Here is a 21,622-nt window from a genome sequence, read left to right as displayed (position 1 = left end):
GGCCCGTGAAACACCTCAGACCTTGTCGATATCCACATCCTTAGTCTCTTTGAGGCAGAAAATCCCCACGACCAGGCTGATCCCTGTCACCAGTACCGGGTACCAAAGGCCGTAGAAGATATCCCCGGTGTATACCACCAACGCGAACGACACCGTGGGCAGGAAGCCGCCAAACCAGCCGTTGCCGATGTGGTAGGGCAGGGACATCGAGGTGTAGCGGATGCGGGTCGGGAACAGCTCGACCATCACGGCTGCCAGTGGGCCGTAGGTCATGGTCGCGATCAGGATCATCGCCACGATCAGCACCACGACCATCACCTGGTTAACATTGGCTGGATCAGCCTTGGCCGGGTAGCCCGCCTGTTCGACCGCAGCACGCATGGCCGCTTCGTCGAAGCCGCTGATGGTCTTGTCACCAATGCTCACCACCACCTCGGTACCCTGCGCATTCACCGAACTGTAGGGCAGGCCTTGCTTGACCAGGAAGGTCTTGACCTTGTCGCATGGGCTGTCGAAACGCGCCTTGCCGACCGGGTCGAACTGGAAGGTGCAACCTTTCGGGTCCGCTGTGACCACAATCGGCGCCTGGCGGCTGGCCGCGTCGATTTGCGGGTTGGCGTAGTGGCTTAGCGCTTTGAACATCGGGAAGTACAGCACCGTGGCCAGCAGCAGGCCCAGCATCAGGATCGGCTTGCGCCCAACCCTGTCCGACAACCAGCCGAAGAACACGAAGAATGGCGCACCGATCACCACGCTGATGATCAGCAGGGTATTGGCCTGAGCAGGGTCCATCTTGAGCATCTGCGTCATGAAGAACAGCACGTAGAACTGCGCGGTGTAGAAGGTCACCGCCTGGCCCGCGTTGATGCTGAACAAGGCTGTGAGCACCACCTTGAGGTTTGGCCAAGAGGTGAACGACTCACGAATCGGCGACTTGCTGACCTTGCCCTGGGCCTTCATTTTCACGAAAGCAGGCGACTCGTGCATGCTCATGCGAATCCACGTGGAAATGGCCAGGAGGAAGATCGACAGCAGGAAGGGCAGGCGCCAGCCCCAGGTCTCGAACTGATCCCCACTGATGTAACGGCTAGCCAGCACCACCAGCAACGACAGCAGCAGCCCAAGGGTGGCGGTGGACTGTATGAAACCGGTGTGGAAACCGCGCTTGCCAGGTGGCGCGTGCTCGGCCACGTAGGTGGCTGCACCACCGTACTCGCCGCCCAGGGCCAGGCCCTGGAGCATGCGCAATACCACCAGAATGATCGGGGCAGCGATACCGATGCTGGCGTAGGTGGGTAGCAGGCCGACAGCGAATGTCGACAAGCCCATTAGCACGATGGTGACCAGGAAGGTGTACTTGCGACCGATCATGTCACCCAGACGGCCAAACACCAGCGCACCGAAAGGCCGAACGAGGAAGCCGGCGGCAAAGGCCATCAAAGCGAAGATAAAGGCGGTAGTGTCGTTCACCCCAGCGAAGAACTGCTTGCTGATGACCGCTGCCAGTGCACCATAGAGAAAAAAGTCATACCACTCGAACACCGTCCCGAGGGATGACGCGAAAATGATCTTGCGTTCCTCACGGCCACTGGAGCTGCTGGCCGCCGCACCCTGCTCTTGAATGTAATCCGACATCGTTGCTGTCCTCGGCCCGAAGGCCACAGTGATTATTCTTGTTGTTCCACTGTCGGCAGCCTCTGACCGCAAGCTGCCGGTACTGCACGCACCCGGGTCAGGGCGTCGGTATTGCGTCTTCGTTGAAGCTGGTCTGGGTGGTAGCCCCCTTGAGAATGAGTTGGGCCGCCTTCTCGGCGATCATGAGAGTGGGTGAACAGGTATTGCCGGAGGTGATCTGCGGCATGATCGACGCATCCGCCACGCGCAGCCCGGGGATGCCATGAACGCGCAACTGGTTATCCACAACGTCCAACGGGCCATTGCCCATGCGGCAGGTACCGACCGGGTGGAAGATGGTGGTGCCAATCTTGCCAGCGGCTTCGAACAGTTCTTCTTCGGTTTGCAAGGCCGGACCGGGCAGATACTCGCGGGGTTCGAATGCGGCCAGGGCAGGGGCCTGGACGATGCGCCGGGTGAGGCGAATGGCATCGGCGGCGACGCGCAGGTCTTCGGGGTCGCTGAGGTAGTTGGGGTCGATCAGCGGCGTCGTGTTCATGTCGGCAGAGCGGATGTCGATGCGTCCACGGCTTGCTGGGCGCAGGTTGCACACCGACGCGGTGAAAGCCGGGAAACGGTGCAGCGGCTCGCCGAAGCGCTCCAGCGAAAGGGGTTGCACGTGATACTGCAAGTTGGCGGTGGCCTGCGCAGGACTCGAGCGTACGAAGGCCCCCAGTTGGCTCGGTGCCATGGCCAACGGGCCACTGCGGTCGTAGAGATAGCGCAAACCCATACCCAGCTTGCCCCAAAGGCTGTTGGCCATCTGGTTGAGGGTACGGGTATTGCGGATCTCGTAGATCAGGCGCAGCTGCAGGTGGTCCTGCAGGTTGCCGCCGATGCCAGGCATATCGTGGCGAACTCCGATACCGAGGCTTTCCAGCAGCTTGCGCGGGCCAATTCCTGAGCGCTGCAGGATGCCAGGAGAGCCTACGGCACCGGCACAAAGAATGATCTCGCGGCGTGCGGAGAACTCGTGCCAGGCACCCTGCCATTGCGCTTTCACCGCCCGAGCACGGGTATTGTTCAATAACACCTGGTCGACCTGCACATCGGTCAGCACGGTCAGGTTTGGGCGATCCTTGATTGGCCGCAGAAAGGCCTTGGATGCATTCCAGCGCACACCACTGCGCTGGTTGACTTGAAAGTATCCACAGCCTTGGTTGTCGCCGGTATTGAAGTCATCGACCTTGCCGATGCCGCTCTGCTCAGCCGCATCGCGGAAGGCATCGAGGATAGGCCAGCTATAGCGCTGGCGCTCGACGCGCCACTCACCGTCGGCACCATGGTGATCAGTGCTGCCGGCAAAATGGTTTTCACTGGCCTTGAACAGTGGCAGCACATCCTTCCATGCCCAGCCTTCGTTGCCTTGATCGGCCCAGTGGTCGTAGTCGGCGGCTTGGCCACGCATGTAGATCATGCCGTTGATCGAGGAACAACCACCCAGCACCTTGCCGCGAGGGTAACCCAGGCTGCGCCCCCCCAGGCCGGACTGCGCCTCGGTCTTGAAGCACCAGTCGGTGCGCGGGTTGCCGATGCAGTAGAGATAACCGACAGGGACGTGGATCCAGGGGTAGTTGTCGCGCCCACCGGCTTCAAGCAACAGCACTCGGCAGGAGGGGTTGGCCGACAAACGATTGGCCAGCAGGCAACCGGCAGGACCGGCCCCAACGACCACGTAGTCGAAGACAGAATCGGCTGATGGCATGTGAAACCTCGCCTGATTATTGTTCTTGTCGTCCTACATCTTATTGATTAATTTCGACGAGGAAACACGAGATTTCACGCAGCGGTTGTGCGTTTTCGTTCAACGCAATGCCTGTGCGGGTCGCTTGCATTGCCCCGAAAAGCACCGCTGTATCCGTGGGAGCGGGTTCACCCGCAAATAGGCCACAACGGACGGCCTGAAAGGACAAGCATGTTCGACTGGAATGATCTGCGGTTTTTCCTCGAGTTGCAGCGCAGCGGCCGGCTGCTCACCGCCGCCAAGCGTCTGAACACTACCCACAGCACCGTGGCCCGGCATATCGAAAGCATCGAGAAAAGCCTTGGCACGCCGCTGTTCGTGCAGCACGCCCAGGGCTATGAACTGACCAGTTCCGGCCAGGCCCTGCTCAAGCACGCCGAAGCCATGGAGAATGTCGCCTTGCTGGCGCAGGAAGAAATCACCCAGGCCATTACACCGTTGGGCAAGATCCGCCTTGGGGTGACTGAGGGCATCGGCATCATGTTCTTCACCCCACGCATGAACGCGTTGTTCGAACGATACCCAGGCCTGGAAGTTGAACTGGTGGCAGTACCGCGCTTTGTCAGCATCCTCAACCGCGAAGCTGAAATCAGCATCCACCTGGAGCGGCCCAATGCCGACCTTCTGATTACCCGCAAGCTCACCGACTACCGCTTGGCCCTTTACGCCAGCCAAAACTATCTCGACCGGGCGCCACCGCTGCGAAACCGCGATGACCTGGCTCGTCACAGTTGGATTGGCTATGTCGATGACTTGCTGTTCAGTCAGGAACTGCTGTTCCTCAACAGCTTCTGCCGGGCGCCCAACGTGGTCTTTCGCAGCACCAGCGTGATCGCCCAGCAGCATGCCGCCCGCGCAGGCTTGGGCATCGCCGTGCTGCCCAATTACATGGCCCGCCACGACCCGACGCTGGTCCGCCTATTACCCACCGAGACCATCCAGCGCAGCTACTGGATCTGCACGCGCAGGGAGCTGCACAAGTCGGTGCGCCTGCGGGTGGTCTGGGACTACCTGCTGGCGCTGTGCGCTGCGGAACAAGCCGAGCTGTTAGCCGAGTAGCGCCTTACCGGCCAACAGCAGGGCCGCGAACCAGCCGGCCACGGCAAACATCTGCTGCAGGCGCGGCCCGGCAAGCCTGGCCGCCATTGGCCGCGCCAGCAACAAGCCAAGTACCGCACCGATGGCGAACGGAGCACCGATCCGCCACTGCATCACCCCTGCCAGGCTGGCGCTGACAACGCTTGCCGCGGACACCAGGGCGATTACCGCCAGCGATGTCGAGACAATGCTCTTCATGCGCAGATTGGTGTAACGGTTCAAGGCGGGAATGATCACGAAGCCCCCGCCCACACCAAGCAGGCCCGACAGCAGCCCGGACAATGCCCCCGTCATGGCCAAGGCACGGGCGCACGGCAGCGTCCAGCGCAAGCGGCCCTGCAATGGGTTGAGCACGCACGGTTCGATGTATCGATGAGCATCATTGTGCTCGCCACGCAGTTCGTTGCTGGCCTTGCGCCAGATGCGCAGGCAGGCGTACACCAGTACCCCGGCGAAGGTCAGTGCCAACGGCGTGTTGGGCAAGCGATGCGCGAGCATCAGCCCAAGGGGTGCAGCAGCGATGCCGATCAGGGCAATGAACAGTGCGGCGCGATAACGCACCAGCCCCTCGCGCAGGCCGAGCACGGCCCCCACGGATGCGGCGAGCCCTACGGCAAGCAAGCCGATAGGCGCGGCCTCGACCATCGACAGGCCAAGGCCGAACACCAGCAGCGGCACCGCGAGGATACCGCCGCCCGCGCCGGTCAGTGCCAACACTCCACCGATGATTGCGCCCAACCCAGCGCCCAACAGTTGATGCTCGATCACCGCGTACCCTCGACCACCAGCGGCTGAGGCCGTGCCAGCCATTCACGCCCCTTGAGCATGCCTTGCCAGTAAAGAGGCGGCAGTACCCTTGCCTTGAGCAGCCAGGCCAGACGGGTTGCCTGACGACCATCGAGCAGCCAACGGGGGAAGCTTGGAGCAACCTTGCCCCCGTAGGTGAATTCGGCAAGCACGATCTTGCCGCGTTCGACGGTCAATGGACAGGAGCCGTAGCCGTCGTATTGGGCAAGGGTGCCGAGCCTGCCCAACGCTACCAGAACATTGTTGGCCACGACCGGCGCCTGCTTGCGGGCGGCGGCGGCAGTCTTGGCGTTGGTGGTGTTGGCGACATCGCCAAGGGCGTGGATATTGCCAAACGAGCGGTGACGAAGGGTATGGGGATCGACATCGACCCAACCCGCCGCATCCACCAACGGACTGTTGCGAATGAAGTCCGGAGCGACCTGTGGGGGCACCACGTGCAGCATGTCAAAGGCTTCGGTGCGCCTTTCGCTGCTACCGTCAGGCAATGTGCGAATGAAAGTGGCGCGCTTGTTCGGCCCGTCCACCGCCACCAGTCGATGCGAGTAATTGAGATCAACGCCGTACTTGTCGATGTAGGCCATCAGCGCAGGGACATAGTCGGCGACCCCGAACAGCACCGCGCCAGCATTGAAGAAGCTGGCTTTCACATCACCCAGCTGCCCATTGCGAAGCCAATGGTCACAGGACAGGTACAACGCTTTCTGCGGCGCGCCGGCACATTTGATCGGCATCGGTGGCTGGGTGAACAAGGCACGACCTTGCTTGAGGTTCTGCACCAGCGACCAGGTGTAGGGAGCCAGATCGTATCGGTAGTTGGAGGTCACCCCATTTCGACCCAAGGTTTCGCTCAGCCCTTCGATGGCACTCCAATCGAGTTTCAGGCCTGGGCAGACAACGAGTTGTTCGTAGCTGACGGCACGGCCGTCTTCGAGAATGACCAGCTGCGCCTGAGGGTCGAAGCCTTCGACTCGCGCCTTGATCCACCGCACACCTCGGGGGATGGTCGAAGCCATGGTGCGCGCGGTACTGGTCGACTTGAATACACCAGCGCCCACCATCGTCCAACCAGGCTGGTAGTAGTGAACATCGGCGGGGTCGATCAGGGCGATATCCAGCGATGGGTCGCGGCTGATGAGACTGGAGGCAGTGGCGATACCGGCAGCTCCGGCACCGACGATCACCACTTTGTGGTGATCCGCATTGGATGTTTTGGCGGGGGACAGCAAGGCAGGCATGGCGGTACGTCCTGGAAATCTGGTTATGGGCAAAGACGATCAGAGCTTGTTCAGCGGAATCTTCAGGTAGCTCACCCCGTTGTCTTCGGGCTTGGGAAAATGGCCGCTGCGCATGTTCACCTGCACCGAAGGCAGGATCAGCACAGGCATTTCCAGGGTTTTGTCGCGGGCTTCGCGCATGGCGACGAAGTGGTCCTCATCGACCCCCTGGTGAATGTGGATGTTGTGGGCGCGCTGTTCAGCCACGGTAGTGACGTAGCGCATTTCCCGCCCCCCCGGCAGGTAGTCATGGCACATGAACAGGCGGGTCTCATCTGGGAAGGCAAGCAGGCGGCGAATGGAGCGGTACAATGTACGTGCGTTGGCACCTGGAAAATCGCAACGCGCTGTCCCGTAGTCCGGCATGAACAATGTGTCGCCGACGAACAATGCTTTCTCACCCGCGTCCTCGACCAAGTAGCTCATGCAGGCCGGGGTATGCCCAGGGGTGTGCAGAGCGTGCGCTTGCAAGTTGCCGATGCGAAAACCTTGTTCGTCCTTGAACAGCACATCGAACTGGCTACCGTCCCGGGCGAAATCCGATTCGGCATTGAACAGCGCACCGAAGACTTTCTGCACCTGGGTAATGTGCGCACCAATGGCGGTATGGCCACCGAGTTTCTCTTTGAGGTAAGCCGCCGCGGAAAGATGATCGGCGTGCACATGGGTTTCCAGAATCCACTGCACCTTGGCATTCAGTGCTTTTACCCGGTCGATCAAACGGTCGGCCGACGCCGTGCTGGTACGTCCAGACTTCGGGTCGTAGTCCAGAACGCTGTCGATCAACGCGCACTGAAGCGTCTCGTTGTCCAGGACCAGATAGCTGATGGTCGAGGTCGCCTCATCGAAGAAGGCTTCCACGTGAAGGTTGTTGCCGATGATCATCACGTTCTCCAAATAATCCACCGCGCCTTATATGAGGCGTAGGCAGTGATTGGAGGTTTATCAAGATGCATGCCAGAAGATTTGGCCCTGGTTTTGTGGTCGATCCCGCGTATTCATTGGGTTTGCGGGACTGGCAGACGAACGGGTGACAGTGGTTGTGGCAGTCGACTGTCAGCTAATGGCAGTATTTGGCAGACCTCGCTACTCTGCGGCAGGTCAATCCATCGGTGCCCCCATGTCTGAGCTTCACGCCACAGCCTCCCATCCGGCTATTCTCGCGCTGGTGTCCTACCTCGAACACGATGTACTGCCAACCATCGTGCTGGGCACCGACTACAACATTCTCGCCGCCAACGCAGCCTATCGCCGTCAGTTCGGCGGTGACGGGCAGGCGCCGGTCGGCCAGAAGTGCCACCGCGTCTCGCATCACTATGCCGTGCCCTGTGACCAAGCCGGTGAACACTGTCCGATGCGCAAGGCATTGGACAGCAAAGTGCCAGAGCGTGTGCTGCACATCCATCACACGCCGCGTGGCCCTGAACACGTGGATGTGGAGCTGCGCCCGATCCTCGACGAACAGGGCAATGTCGTGGCCTTCGTCGAACGGCTCACCACCATCACGCTGGCATCTGCACAACCTCAACAACAGGGGTTGGTCGGCCGAGCGCCAGCCTTCAAGGCCGCCTTGGCCAGCCTGCAGCGTGCGGCCCCTGCGCAAATTCCGGTACTGCTGCAGGGCGAGTCGGGTACTGGCAAGGAATTGTTCGCACGGGCCATACACATGGGAAGCCCGCGCGCCAATGGCCCGCTGGTCGTCGTTGACTGCACCGGTCTGACCGAATCACTGTTCGAAAGTGAGCTGTTCGGTTACGAGAAGGGCGCCTTCACGGGTGCCAATCAACGCAAGATCGGCTTGGCCGAGGCGGCCCACGGTGGCACGCTGTTCCTCGATGAAATCGGCGAGGTGCCGTTGGCGATGCAGGTCAAACTGCTGCGCTTGATCGAGTCGGGGAGCTTTCGACCGGTCGGCAGCCTGCGCACCGTGCATTCAGATTTCCGCCTCGTGTCGGCGACCCATAAACCGCTGAAGAAGATGGTGGCGGAGGGTACGTTCAGGGAAGATCTTTATTACCGCATCAGTGGTTTCCCGATCCGGCTGCCGGCGTTGCGCGAACGTGTGGAGGATTTGCCTCTGCTGGCTGAGAGCCTGCTGCAGCGCATGAGTGGCAAGCCGACAAGTTTGACCGAGCAGGCGCTCAAGCAGCTTGGCCTGCATGCGTTCCCGGGCAACATCCGCGAACTGCGCAACATTCTGGAGAGGGCCCGGTTATTTGCCGATGATGGTCTGATCCGACCTGAGCACCTGCCAGAGGATGTGGTGCCGCAGCAGGTCAATGTCAACAGTGGGCGAGGGCGCAACGACCTGAGTGAAGTGGCCCAAGCGCTGGAACAATTCAAAGGGCCACGTAGCGAACTGGCCCGTCATCTTGGCCTGAGTGAGCGAACCTTGTATCGACGGTTGAAAGCGCTCGGCCTCAGTTAGGGCGAGGCGAACTTTACCGGATCTTTACCACTGTCCTGACATTAATTGGAACAAACCATGGTCTGATCAGTTAACCGCACCAGGCGCACAGCAGGTCATCGCCGGGCGTTAACCAGCAGAGAATCCGCACATGAAGAAAACCCTGACCGCAGTCTGCGCCGCGCTTGCGTTCAGCGCATCCTTGGCCAGTTTCGCTCAGCCGGGCCCACCTGGCCCTGACCGTCACGACGGTGGCCCTGGCCCATCCCATCAGTTCGATCCGCACCACGGCCAACCCGAACGACATGACCAACATGACAATGGTCGATACCCGGCCTACCACAACCCGAACTTCCGACCCGATGCAGGCATGCCGATGCCACATCGCCAATGGCATCGTGGCTATGTCGTAGAGCCACGCTACCGCGACGACCGCTATTGGGTAACCGACTGGCGTGCACGTCACCTGTACGCGCCTCCCCGCGATCACCGCTGGTTGTATGTGAACGGTGACTACGTTCTGGTAGCGATCGCCACGGGCGTGGTCGTCAGCGTTCTTTCAGGCTACTGATTTTGCGGGCATACAAAAGCCCGCATCAGCGGGCTTTTGTAGTTGGCAATGTCATAAGTTCCACGTGGAACATCGCGTGCTCAAAGCACGACCTGCGCCGTGTCGCCGCTCACCTCGAGACGCGTATCGAAGCCTGCGCACAAGGCAGCAAAGCGCTGCAAAATGGCCCTGGCCTGCTGTCCTGAGGCCAATCGCGGCCGCCCCCGACGGTGGATGGCTTCGCCAAACCCCAACTGCACTGGATGCAACTCGATGCGTGTAAGGGTGCGGCCATCGAAGGTGCAGATCGGCACAATGCTCTCCCAGAATCGCGCATCGGACGGGAAACTGCGCGTGCCATTATGGGTACGCTGCAAGAACACCTTGGACGGGGTCTGCTGGCGGTCTACGCGGAACTGCTCATAGCTGTCCACCGGCAGACGTTCGACCAGTTCGTTCTGGCCGATGAAGTTACCCAGGCTGTAGAAGATAGGTTTGCCTTGGTAAATCTCCATGCCTCGCAACAGGTGCGGACCATGGCCTACGACGATATCGACGCCAGCGTCGATCAGCTTGCGTGCCACCGGCTGGATGAATTCGGCAGGTACTTCCAGGTCCCATTCCCCCGCTGGGTTGTAGCCCAATTCATGAGCATGAAGGCTGACCAGCACAATGTCCGAGGTCAACCGTGCTTCTTCGACCCAACGCAAAATGCCATCCAGGTCTCTTTTTCGGGCGAGCGTACGCAGCCGGGTATTGGCACCTTCACGGAACAACAGTGGGGTGAATGGCCCGAATATCGCGAGCGACGGGTCAGGCAGGGGATGGGCGAAACCGAGGTCCACCGCCCCCTGGTAAAGACGATCCAGTCCCAGGTCGGCAATCAGCTGGCGTACCTGTGCCATCTGCTCGGTACTGACCTCATGCAGAGTGTCGTAACCCAATGGGTTGAGGCCCGGACGGCCAGGCATGTCTCGACTCTGGTCGCTGGCCTCCTGACCCTTGCCGTAGGTCGAACTGCACGCCAGCAACGCGACAGTACCCGCCGGTTTGCTGCAGTACACCGGTCGGCGGGCCTCTTCCAGGTTGCGCCCGGTGCCAGCGAACAGCAGCTCACGTTTGCGTAATTGCTCATGGGCCGCATGAAGCCCGCTGATGCCGTAGTCCAGGCTGTGATTGTTGGCCGTGGAGAACAGATCGAAGCCACCTTCGACCAGTTCATCGAGCACCCAGGACGGGGCACCGAAATGCGAGCCACCGCATTCTAGCGCGGGATCACCGGCGAAGTCGTTGGGCAATACCTCAAGGTTGGTGAAGCTCACGTCTGCTGCGCGGATCAGGTCGAACAAAGGGCTCAGCGCCTGGTCATCCCGGCTGTGCAGACGGCGCTGCAGGATACTGTCGCCAGTCAGGGCAATCTTCATGGTCTGCCTCGGAAGGTTGAATTCCGTCCGGACTATAGGCCAAGACCGCGTGGCATCAGATTGAATATGGTTCATCCCGATAGCTGCCGGTTATCGACAGTCGCCACCCTCTCATTTGGCTATGGGCATCACTTTTTTTCAGAAGCCGCCGCTGTGACTCGCTGCTTACCATGCAGACGCCCCCGCCGAAGGGGAGGCTTTCTCATGAACAGCAAGTTCAAGGCGCAGAGCACTTATGAAAAAAACAATGACCGGCGTCGCGGGCCCTCGGCTTCGCGTACTTCCGCTGGGAGTCAGCCTGGCACTCGCGGCAACCAGCGCACAGGCCGTTACCTTCAACATCGGGGAAATCGAAGGGCGTTTCGATACCAGCCTGTCCATTGGGGCCAGCTGGGCCATGGACAGCCCGGACCGCGCCTTCATTGGCACGCGCAACGGAGGCACGGCCTCTACCCAGACTTCCGACGACGGCCGCCTGAATTTCAAGAAGGGCGAAACGTTCTCGAAGATCTTCAAGGGCGTGCACGACCTCGAGCTCAAGTACGGCGACACCGGTGTGTTCGTGCGAGGCAAGTACTGGTACGACTTCGAGCTCAAGGATGAAGGTCGCTTGCTTGAGGACATCGATGACAACCACCGCGACATGGCCGCCAAGTCTTCGGGCGTCGAGTTGCTGGATGCCTTCGTCTACCACAACTACACCATCAACGACTTGCCAGGCACCGTTCGCGCTGGCCGACAGGTGGTCAGCTGGGGTGAAAGCACCTTCATCCAGAACGGCATTAACAGTATCAACCCGGTCGATGTCTCAGCCTTGCGCCGTCCAGGCTCCGAGGTCAAGGAAGCACTGATTCCAGTCAACATGCTCTATTTCAACCAGGGCCTGACCGACAGCCTTTCGTTCGAAGCCTTCTACCAGCTGCAATGGGAAAAAACCGTCGCCGACAACTGCGGTACTTTCTTCAGCAGCGATGTGGTCGCCAAGGGCTGCGACAACAACATGGCAATCAACGGCAGCGACTTTGACCGCGACGTCGACGGTACCGGGATACCCGGTGGTTATGGTTATGTGCCACGCCTTTCCGACAAGGACCCACGCAACAGTGGCCAGTTCGGCGTGGCCCTGCGCTGGATGGTGCCTGAACTCAACGACACTGAGTTCGGTGTCTACGCCATGAACTATCACAGCCGTACCCCGACCAGTACGTGGAGGGTCGGCCGTGGCGCCTTGCTCGACCCGGTGGGCGGCTTGGCAGGGCAGGGTGGTGTCAGCACGGCACGCTACTACCTGGAGTACCCGGAAGACATTCGCCTGTACGGCCTGAGCTTCAGCACGACGGTCGGCGCCACCGCCGTGGCCGGCGAAATCAGTTACCGCCCGAACATGCCGCTGTCACTGAATGCCAGTGATGTGTCGGCAGCCGCCACCCTCGGCGCGGCTGCCACCAATCCGCTGGTCAACGCCGGCCTGCCGGTCTTCCAGACCGGTTTCGCAAGCTCCGCCTACGGCTCGCTGATCAACGGCTACGTGCGCAAGCCGTTCACCCAGGCACAAGTCACCCTGACCCGCACCATCGACCAGTTGACCTTCATCGGTGCGGATCGCCTGACACTGGTGGGCGAAGTCGGTTACAGCCACATCGCCGACTTGGGCGCGACCGATGGTTCGGACCTGCGCTTTGGCCGCAGCAGTGTCTATGGCAACGGCGAATTGTCCACCGCCGGTAGCGCCCCGTTGCTTGGTGGTATTTCCGGAAACAACCTGTGCCGTCAGGTCGCCAACTCGGCCAACCCGGACCAGTGCAACAGCAAGGGCTTCTATACCGCCGACTCCTGGGGTTACCGAGTGCGCGCAATGCTGGAGTACGCCGACCTTATCGGCGGTGTGGTGCTGCGCCCAAGTGTGTCCTTTGCCCATGACGTCGAAGGTTTTGGCCCGACGTTCAACGAGGGAGACAAGTCGGTGAGCATCGGCGTGGATGCCGAATACCTCAACCGCTACAACCTCGCCATCAGTTACACCGACTACTTCGGCGGTGACTTCAACACCAACACAGACCGCGACTTCCTCGCCGTCAGCCTGGGCGTGAGCTTCTGACGCTCCTTTGTTCCTGGAGGTAGACCATGTTTCGCAAAGCCTTGATCCGCAGCAGCTGCCTGGTCCTTAGCCTGTTGGCCAGCCAGGTGATGGCGGCCGTGTCCGAACAGGAAGCAGCCCGCCTGGGAGGCGAGCTGACCCCTATCGGTGCCGAGAAAGCCGGTAATGCCGACGGCAGCATCCCAGCCTGGACCGGCGGCTTGCCGGCCAGCACCGGCTCAGTGGACGCCGGTGGTTTTATCCCCAACCCCTACGCCAACGAGAAGCCCTTGTTTGTGATCACGGCGCAAAATGCCGAACAGTACAAGGCACGCCTGACACCCGGACAGCTGGCGATGTTCGCACGGTTTCCGGACACCTATCGCATCCCGGTGTACACCACACATCGCAGCGTCACTTTGCCCCCAAAAGTGTTCGCTGCGGTCAAGGAGAACGCTACTCGCACGACCCTCGCGGAAGGCGGAAACGGCCTGCAGAACTTCAAGATGTCGATCCCTTTCCCGATCCCCCAGTCCGGCCTGGAAGTGATCTGGAACCACATCACCCGCTACCGGGGTGACTCGATCCTGCGCAACACCGCACAGATAAATCCGCAGGAAAACGGTACCTACTCCATCAGCATGATGAAAGAGCAATTCGCCTTCCCGTTCGGCCTGAAGGATTACGACCCGCAGAAAATGGCCAACATCCTGTTCTACTTCCGCCAGGAAATCCTTTCGCCCCCGCGGCGAGCCGGCAGCGTGATGCTGGTACTGGAAACCCTCGACCAGGTCGCCGAGCCGCGCATGGCCTGGATGTACAACGCCGGCCAGCGCCGAGTACGCCGTGCGCCGCAGGTCGGCTACGACAGCCCTGGCGCTGAAGGAATGCGCACCTACGACGACTTCGACATGTTCAACGGCGCACCCGATCGCTATGACTGGAAGCTGGTGGGCAAAAAAGAGGTCTATATCCCCTACAACAGCTATGCCCTGGACTCACCGAAGCTCAAGTACGACGACATCATTCGCCCAGGCCACCTCAACCCCGACCATACCCGTTACGAACTGCACCGGGTCTGGCATGTGGTCGCCACCCTCAAGCCCGGCCAGCGCCATATCTACAGCAAGCGCGACCTGTACATTGACGAAGACAGCTGGCAGGTGGCTGAAGCCGATGCCTACGACAGCCGTGGCAACCTTTGGCGGGTTTCCGAAGGGCATGCACGATTCTTCTACGATCAGCAATTCCCCTGGTTGACCGCCGAGACGCATTACGACGTGACCACTGGCCGCTACACGGTCTCAGGCCTGCGCAACGAAGAGAAAAAGAACAGCTACGACTTCTCGCTGAATGCATCGAGCAAGGAGTTCACCCCGAACGCCTTGCGTGCTACCGGGATTCGCTGACCGACAGTTGCGCCCATGGGATGCTTCCAACCCTGGGCGCTGACTCGTCGGTCGCGGCATTTTATGCTCTAGTTCGCATCCCCTCAGGTTCAGGTGTATGCCATGAAGTTGCATCAACTGCGCGCCATCGTCGCGATCTGCGAAAGTGGCAGTATTCAGGAGGCCTCTCGGTTACTGCATATTTCTCAGCCGGCCTTGTCGAAGAGCATCAAGGAGCTGGAGTCGGAGCTGGGCGTACCTCTGCTGGTGCGATCCAACCGTGGGATCACCGTCACCCCCTACGGTGAACATCTAGTGCGCCGAGCGCGGTTGGTGGTGGAGGAGGTACGTCGGGCTCGGGACGAGATCGAGACGCTCAAGGGCACCATGGACGGTCGGGTGATCATCGGCGTGTCCCCTGTCACGCCCAGTCAGCAGTTCGCCAGTTGCATCCTCAGCTATCGCAAGCGCTACCCGAAGGTGCAGTTGCAGATTCTTGAACTGCGTCCGGCCAAATTGCTGGAGGGTCTGCGTGAAGGGCAGCTGGACTTGGCGCTGACGTCACACCCACCCGCCCGCAGTGTCGAAGGCTTCGAGTGGCATGAACTGTACGCCCAACCCACTACCCTGGCCGTGCGCAAAGGGCATCCCTTGTCGAAGGCCCGTTCGTTGAACGAGTTGCTTGACCTGGAATGGCTGCTGCCCGACACGCTGGACATTTCACTGGCCGGACGCATGTTCGAGGAATACGGCATCCAACCACCAGAGCGTACGATCATCTGCGCATCGGTGGTGCTATACGCCGAGCTGGCCGCGACCACGGATGCCGTCAGTATCTGGTCGCGTCGTGTCTTCGACTTGCCCGTCGTGTCTGGCAACCTCGACATGCTGCCGATCGCCGAGCGGGTACCAGGCACCGACATCTCCCTGGTTTGCCGGCCCGCAGAACTGATGACGCGGGAAACGCAGATGCTTGTCGACGACATCATCTACGCCTTCAAGAACCCGCAAACCTTGCGCTCACCGCTCCATAACCAACTTTGATAAGCATGCCGATAGATCATTATTCAGCGAGCAGCGGCTACGGCATCCTGCCTGCATGACCTCTGGAGTAGCCCTGTATGCCGTTCTCCCATCGTAATCTCGTGCTGGTCATGCTGATGGCTGTGATGATCATCAGTGTGCTGGACAAGAGCATCTTTGCCTTCGCCGGCGCCCAGATCATTGATGAGCTTAAGCTCACACCCGCCGAATTCGGCTTCATCGGCAGTGCGTTCTTTTTCCTCTACTCGATCTCCGGGGTGGCGGTTGGCTTCCTGGCCAACCGTTTTCCTAGCCGCTGGATACTGGTAGGCATGTCATTGGTGTGGATGGTCTCGCAACTGCTGGTAAGCGTCAGCAGCAGCTTCGCCGCACTGGTGCTCAGCCGCTTGATGCTCGGTGCCGGTACCGGCCCCGGCACTGCCGTGACTCAGCATGCCTGCTTCAAATGGTTCGGTCCTACCGAACGGGTGATGCCTGCTTCGCTGATCCAGGTGTCGATCATGCTCGGCGCCGTATTGGCCGCAGTCAGCCTGCCGCTGCTGATTGCCCAAGTCGGCTGGCGCATGGCCTATCTTGCGCTGGCACTGATTGGGCTGCTGTGGATGCTGCTATGGTTGGCCTTCGGCCGCGAGGGAACACAAGTGGATCCGGTAATCAACCGTACCGGCCACCCCTTGCCAGGCTATCGCCGGTTGCTGCTCAACCGGACCTTCCTCGGCATCACCCTGATAGGCTTCATGGGCTTTCTGCCCAATGCACTGGTCTACAGCTGGGTACCGGTCTACCTGCAGAAGGGCCTGGAGATGACCGCGATGCAGTCGGGCTACGTGGTCATGGGCGTGACCCTGGCCGTCATTCTGTGCAACCTCGGTGTCTCGGCACTCTCGCAACGGGCACTCAAGGAAGGCGCCAGCCCGCAACGGGCCATGGTGGCATTGCCACTGGCCTGCAGCCTGATCGCGGGCTTCGCTTTCCTGCTGATCACCCAGGCCCATGGCCACACTCTGACGACCCTTGCGCTGTATGCGACCGGGGCAGTGTTGATCAATGTACTGCCGACATTCGCCAACACCATCGTCGCGTTCATTGCGCCGGGCGAGCGCCGGGGCTCCATGTTGTCGATCCACATCGGCGGGGTGACCAGTGCCGGCATGCTCGCGCCGTGGCTGGTCGGGCAATGGGTCGCCGTGCGTGGCGGGGATATCGCGAATGGCTTCGAGTCTGCGCTGGCGGTAATCGGCACAGCCATCATTGTCTTCACGCTGATTGCCTTCTGGCTGGTCCGGCCAGAGCAAACCCGCATGCACCTGCAAGCCCACGAATCGTCTCTGCAGCCAGCACTGCACGCCGGCTGAACGCCAGACCGCAGACTCACGAACTTTTCCCTTTCACTTTTACTGGCCTCGGGCCGGCCGGTAGGCGGCTGCCCGCTGTCCGGTCCAACCCAGGAAAAAACCGGAGCTGAAATGAATCCTGCTGCCTGCTTCTCACAGACGTACGCACAAGCGCGACAAAAATTCCTAAAGGCCTGTGCTGATCGGGGTCTGTCGGTCGAATCCCACCGGCACCCGCTACGCGGTGCCGAAGGCGAGGAGTTGGCCATCGACGTGGCTCGCAGCGGCCCGATCGATGCCGAGCATGTATTGCTGATCAGCAGTGGATGCCATGGTGTCGAGGGCTTCTGTGGCTCAGCTGTGCAGATTGCGCTGTTGCAGGATGAGAACTTTCAACGTCAGGCCAGCGACGCCCGCTGCGCGGTGGTCTACCTGCATGCGGCCAACCCTTACGGGTTTTCCTGGCTACGTCGCTGGACCCACGAGAATGTCGACCTGAACCGCAACTTTCGCGACTTCAGCCAACCCCGTTCGCCTAACCGCGACTATCCAAGGCTCCACTCGCTGATGATTCCCGAGCGCTGGCCAGTCACCTTGATCAATCGCCTGCGACTGCTTTCGCATCTGGTGAGGCTGGGGCGCAAGCGTCTACAGGAAGCAATATCTGGGGGACAGCACAGCCACCCCGACGGACTGTTCTATACGGGGATCTCACCCACATGGAGCAACGATGCCGTACGTAGGATCCTCCACCAACAGGCCAACCGATGCGAGCACCTGGTCTGGATCGATATCCACACAGGGCTTGGCCCCAAGGGGCATGGTGAACGTATTTACTCTGGACCAGCCAATTCCCCCATGCTGAAACGGGCTCGGCGCTGGTGGGGGGAGGGCGTTCGCTCCTCGCAGGAAGGCCAGTCAGTGTCGGTGCCGCTGAACGGACTGATGGTGTACGGCACGATGGAGGAGTGCGCTCCGGCGGCGTTCACGGCCTTGACGCTTGAGTTCGGTACCTTGCCGGGGCAACAAGTACTCGATGCCTTGCGGGCTGAACAGTGGCTGCATAACAACCCAGGCACTAGCGAGCAGCGGCGCCAGCAGATCAAACGGCAACTGCGCGACGCCTTCTATGTCGACGAACCACAGTGGAAAGAGGATGTGTTGCGCCAGGCGCGCGAAGTGGCACTACAGGCCATCTGCGGCTTGAATGAAGAGGCCCTTGTGGCCCAATAGCCGCGATTTCCGTGAAACAGCAAAAAGCCCGCTTTCGCGGGCTTTTCTGTTGGAGCGGCAACTGTAGGCTCACAAAAAAGCTGACATCTGCGGTCCACTGTTTTCAGCTAAAGCTGCATCTTTTCTGTGACTCATCAGCAGAAATTTCACAGAAAAAATGAGAATTGCCTACCGCATTCACAAATAAGCTGATGCATCCAAAACGGCGGATCGTCGTCTGCAACCTCAGCGTCGATTCTACCTAGCTTGGTTCTGACAGCCCCCGGCAACAACGAGCGCAAAAAAGGCACCCACGGGTGCCTTTTCAATATGTCCGAGGAGTAGTCGCAGCGATCCTTTAGCTCCCAGTCTAATGACCTTGGGTTCAGAATCCGACAGGCTAGGCCAGTCGTCACTACTTCAGAGAAACCAGCTTTCTCTGCTGCCAAAAATGCCGGGGGGGCCTTTGCTGGTACCCAGTCACGACGAATGCGCGGTTGCAGTCCTCCGCTACGACGTTACCCGAGGAGGTAAGCTCGTTCAATCACATGCGATGAAAGGCTCAGATTCCTCACAACAGCCGAGGGTTTGGGGTCGAAAGCGGTGGGTCGTGACTTCCTCAGGGCGTGAAGCGGCCTGTCGCGACGGGCAACTACTGGCCAGAAGCGGACAGTCAGTCCAGTAAATAGATCTGCCCCCTTTTTTCTTGAACGGGCAAGACAAGCCAAGTGCGCGCTTTGTTTTAAGCCCGCATTCTTTGAATTCAGGCGATTAGTTTGGCGTAGAAAAATGAACTATTGATCAATCATAAGTGCGGGCCAGAAGGCCTGATTAATAGCCAAGCTCACAAGCCCCGCCTTGCGCTTAATGCCATCCAGAAGCGCCTTGTTGTAACTGAAGTCGTAGATAAACTTTGGCTCATCTGAGTTCATCTTAATTCCAAGAAACCCATACCACAGCAAAAGATCAAGAACATTAGCGGTCTGCGACTCATCAAGGCCAGACTCTTTTAGCTTGCTCAAAACATCGACTTCGGAAAGTACTGAGCTTGACGCAACAAATGCATAGAGGATTCCGTCAGCATTACCGGAAATGTCACGCAACTCGTATCCAATATCACGAAGCAAGTCAGAAGAGTAAGCGGCAATTCCCTTCTCTATATCAGTTGCATCAATAATTTCGTGATTGAGGTTGATTGCAAACCCCTTACACTGATTGATCAAATTTAGTAGAAATCTGGGGCGCATCAGCGACCTCTCAATAAGAAACTGAGATGTTTCCTCCCCTTTAAAGTGACTGACAAAGACACTAAGCCACGCCGTCTTGAAATCAGCATCCTCATCCAAACCGTTTGAAACAATGCGGAGGCGCACCATTTCTCGAAGAAGATCAGGATCTGTCCAATCCAGAACAACGTTGGCTTCTTTTCCGCGATCAGAAGTCTCTTGAACCAATAGCTCATAGACATCATTGCGCAAAAACACCACTGAGTGCACAGAGAATTCATCAGAGCCAAACTGCCTCTCAATCTTCCTGGTGGCCTCAATGAGCGCTCGAATAATAAGTAAATCTTCGTGTTGTAAACCTGAGGTAGGCCAACCATTATCTATATTATCGAACAAAAGCCAAAGTACTTCTTTATTCTCCAGGTACTTACCTAACTTATTTTTTAGCTGCTTAACATCATGCTTATACAGGAGTTCTGTAACCTGCGCAGCACTCAGAGAGGTATTCTCTTTATCGCCGTACAATGACTGATACTCGGAGTATATTTTCTCCATAAGAACGGACATGCGCTCGGAAAAATCTCCTTCTGAATCATAACCTTCTGCATGGTAAAGCTCTGCCAGCTCTCTATAGCCATCATAAAGCCTATGATCATGAATGTGACGAGCCTTATCCTTCTCTAGAACTTTATAACAAATCTCAAGAAGAAGAACATACTCCCAGAAGGCAGTGACAGTGTGCTGATAAGTGCCCTCTGCAAGAAATTTCAAAATTCTTTCTTTAAATTTAACAAGCTTGTAACCATCCGGCTTCAAGTCGAGCACGATGTTTTTATTTCTGCTCTTTTCGCGTTCGGCATCCCTGATCTGTATGAAAATAGCGGATTTTCCTGATCCTTTACGACCTACTACCAGATGGGCCTCTCCTCTTAAAGACTTTAGGAATTGATCCGTCTCGAGGTAGTAGCGATCCAAATCACGCATCTCATTTTCGGCAGAAGTTGCACCAAGATTAAGCCTCTTTAGAAAAGACCTTTCCTGCTTGAAGTTTGCATTCTCTACCAGCTGGAATGCCTGGGTTACTTCAACAGCGAACGCCTCCACTACAACATTCACATCATCAGGGTGGTAATTGACGCTAACAAAATCCCTGTAATCCAGAGGGACAGGGTCATCACCCCACTGGAGGATACGAATAACTTTCCCCATGCCCTCTGCTAAACCCGCTATGAAGGCTGCGCGGAGATTATGGATTTCCCACCCTTGATAATTAGAGCCTAGCAGAGGAACAATCACCCCATAGGACTGTGCTACTTGCGATATTGCATCATTAGCCGAAAGCCTTGGGATCTCATTAGGATCAAAATTCCTAAAGGTAAACCCGGCCTTTTTGATCCTAGAGATAATCCGGGTAGACCAATCCGACTTTACTGGCAAGTCCAGATAATAAACCGGGGCTTTCAAGTTCATTGGGGCAGACACGTCCAAAGCCTTTGCAGTAGAAGCACCAGCAATAAATGCGGCAAGATCAGTAGAGTTTTGGTACTCCCGATACCCCAACGTGTCGAATATACCTACCTTGGCGATAGTAACGCCCTGTGTGGCAAGCGCTTTATTTCTTACAAGTAGGATTCGCTTGCCCTTACCAATCGCATATCCAATTTCGTAAGTAACATTGAAATTTAGCTCAGTGATGTCAGCCAATAGAAAATCAGCCTCGTCAATTCCAGCCAAAACCTCATTGCTAATAAAGTGACCGACAATATCAAGAGCAGCCCAGGTTTTAACCTTAACTTCTGAGCAAGTATTAGACACGATACCAACAGCACGCTCAATTACTTGCCCTATGTCTGAAGGTTGCGAAGCATAAGCAAAAAAACCGTTAGAGTTTCTCATTTTATCGATTTCCCTATCGCAGGAGATGGCTCACGGCCACAACATAATGAGTCAGACTAGCGGGCAAAAATCCTTAGGTAAAGGTAAGGTTGCTACGCTGACCAAATTTTCTGAAAAAACTTTGGTGCAATTAGGTAGGAGGGTGGTTGGTCGCCCCGGGGTCGTGGCGTGCTCTGGATATGCTGAGCGTTAAGCGGAGAATTGAAGTGCCGCTCATGTCCTTGGCTCGACGTCATGCAGGATTTTGCGCAGTCAAGCCTGACTCGCGTGTCTGAGAGCCCCTATCTTGCTGAAATGGCGCTCGCCATTGGCAGCTATTGGCCGATTCCTGCCCTTCGTGAATCGTAGCTATGGGTCGAAAGCTGTCACTCGCGACCGGCAGATTTGGACCCAGAGCAGTCCTTCGCGAAGCACAGCAAACGGCCGATTCCTGCCCTTCACGAATACCTGCCATCGGCCAATAG

General features: G+C 58.4%; 15 protein-coding genes. 8 read left to right on the top strand and 7 right to left on the bottom strand.

What is annotated here, in order from left to right; translation table 11 throughout:
• Window positions 1–15: 15 nt before the first annotated feature.
• Both IF103_RS00180 and IF103_RS00175 read right to left on the bottom strand, forming a co-directional pair.
• Window positions 16–1,635 (bottom strand): MFS transporter, encoded by a 1,620-nt coding sequence (locus tag IF103_RS00180; RefSeq protein WP_023377951.1) that lies wholly within the window; start codon window positions 1,633–1,635, stop codon window positions 16–18.
• Between the two features lie 97 nt (window positions 1,636–1,732).
• Window positions 1,733–3,379: a GMC family oxidoreductase gene (locus IF103_RS00175; protein WP_027906646.1), complete on the bottom strand. Its 1,647-nt coding sequence runs from the start codon at window positions 3,377–3,379 to the stop codon at window positions 1,733–1,735.
• A 210-nt stretch (window positions 3,380–3,589) separates the two neighbouring features.
• Here IF103_RS00175 and IF103_RS00170 point away from each other — a divergent pair, with 210 nt between their 5' ends.
• Entirely contained in the window at window positions 3,590–4,477 is an 888-nt protein-coding gene (locus IF103_RS00170) for a LysR family transcriptional regulator (RefSeq protein ID WP_023377949.1), read from the top strand.
• Here IF103_RS00170 and IF103_RS00165 read toward each other — a convergent pair.
• The 3 genes from IF103_RS00165 to IF103_RS00155 are packed head-to-tail and all read right to left on the bottom strand — an operon-like array spanning window position 4,466 to window position 7,485.
• Window positions 4,466–5,284: a sulfite exporter TauE/SafE family protein gene (locus IF103_RS00165; protein WP_202675787.1), complete on the bottom strand. Its 819-nt coding sequence runs from the start codon at window positions 5,282–5,284 to the stop codon at window positions 4,466–4,468. The two genes, IF103_RS00170 and IF103_RS00165, sit on opposite strands and share 12 nt — an antisense overlap.
• On the bottom strand, window positions 5,281–6,561 hold the full coding sequence (locus IF103_RS00160) for an NAD(P)/FAD-dependent oxidoreductase (RefSeq protein ID WP_023377947.1): 1,281 nt from the start codon (window positions 6,559–6,561) through the stop codon (window positions 5,281–5,283). Before IF103_RS00160 ends, IF103_RS00165 begins: the two co-directional genes overlap by 4 nt.
• 39 nt (window positions 6,562–6,600) lie before the next feature.
• Window positions 6,601–7,485: an MBL fold metallo-hydrolase gene (locus IF103_RS00155; protein ID WP_023377946.1), complete on the bottom strand. Its 885-nt coding sequence runs from the start codon at window positions 7,483–7,485 to the stop codon at window positions 6,601–6,603.
• 235 nt (window positions 7,486–7,720) lie between these two features.
• Here IF103_RS00155 and IF103_RS00150 point away from each other — a divergent pair, with 235 nt between their 5' ends.
• A complete protein-coding gene (locus IF103_RS00150; protein WP_023377945.1) occupies window positions 7,721–9,028 on the top strand; it encodes a sigma-54 interaction domain-containing protein in 1,308 nt (435 codons plus the stop codon).
• 130 nt (window positions 9,029–9,158) lie between these two features.
• Entirely contained in the window at window positions 9,159–9,578 is a 420-nt protein-coding gene (locus IF103_RS00145; RefSeq protein WP_023377944.1) for an RcnB family protein, read from the top strand.
• An 80-nt stretch (window positions 9,579–9,658) separates the two neighbouring features.
• Here the strand turns inward: IF103_RS00145 and IF103_RS00140 are convergent, their stop codons facing one another.
• Window positions 9,659–10,981: a CapA family protein gene (locus IF103_RS00140; protein ID WP_202675786.1), complete on the bottom strand. Its 1,323-nt coding sequence runs from the start codon at window positions 10,979–10,981 to the stop codon at window positions 9,659–9,661.
• A gap of 235 nt (window positions 10,982–11,216) precedes the next feature.
• Here IF103_RS00140 and IF103_RS00135 point away from each other — a divergent pair, with 235 nt between their 5' ends.
• The 5 genes from IF103_RS00135 to IF103_RS00115 all read left to right on the top strand — a co-directional run bounded on the left by IF103_RS00135 (window position 11,217) and on the right by IF103_RS00115 (window position 18,057).
• Window positions 11,217–13,079 carry a DUF1302 domain-containing protein gene (locus tag IF103_RS00135; RefSeq protein ID WP_041925425.1) on the top strand — a complete coding sequence of 621 codons (1,863 nt, stop codon included), beginning with the start codon at window positions 11,217–11,219 and terminating at the stop codon, window positions 13,077–13,079.
• 26 nt (window positions 13,080–13,105) lie between these two features.
• Entirely contained in the window at window positions 13,106–14,467 is a 1,362-nt protein-coding gene (locus IF103_RS00130) for a DUF1329 domain-containing protein (protein WP_023377941.1), read from the top strand.
• Window positions 14,468–14,569: 102 nt separating this feature from the next.
• Window positions 14,570–15,490 (top strand): LysR substrate-binding domain-containing protein, encoded by a 921-nt coding sequence (locus IF103_RS00125; protein ID WP_023377939.1) that lies wholly within the window; start codon window positions 14,570–14,572, stop codon window positions 15,488–15,490.
• Window positions 15,491–15,567: 77 nt separating this feature from the next.
• Window positions 15,568–16,845, top strand: coding sequence for an MFS transporter (locus IF103_RS00120; protein ID WP_202675785.1), 1,278 nt, complete (start codon window positions 15,568–15,570; stop codon window positions 16,843–16,845).
• A gap of 111 nt (window positions 16,846–16,956) precedes the next feature.
• Window positions 16,957–18,057, top strand: coding sequence for a M14 family metallopeptidase (locus IF103_RS00115; RefSeq protein ID WP_202675784.1), 1,101 nt, complete (start codon window positions 16,957–16,959; stop codon window positions 18,055–18,057).
• A gap of 773 nt (window positions 18,058–18,830) precedes the next feature.
• On the opposite strand, the gene IF103_RS00110 is transcribed toward IF103_RS00115, so the two are convergent.
• A complete protein-coding gene (locus tag IF103_RS00110) occupies window positions 18,831–21,158 on the bottom strand; it encodes a P-loop ATPase, Sll1717 family (protein ID WP_202675783.1) in 2,328 nt (775 codons plus the stop codon).
• Window positions 21,159–21,622: the final 464 nt, after the last annotated feature.

Source organism: Pseudomonas sp. SK2 (genome assembly GCF_016772395.1).
Taxonomy (GTDB): domain Bacteria; phylum Pseudomonadota; class Gammaproteobacteria; order Pseudomonadales; family Pseudomonadaceae; genus Aquipseudomonas; species Aquipseudomonas taiwanensis.
The sequence above is the reverse complement of the archived record's forward strand: the minus strand, read 5'-3'. Positions and strand labels throughout refer to the sequence as shown.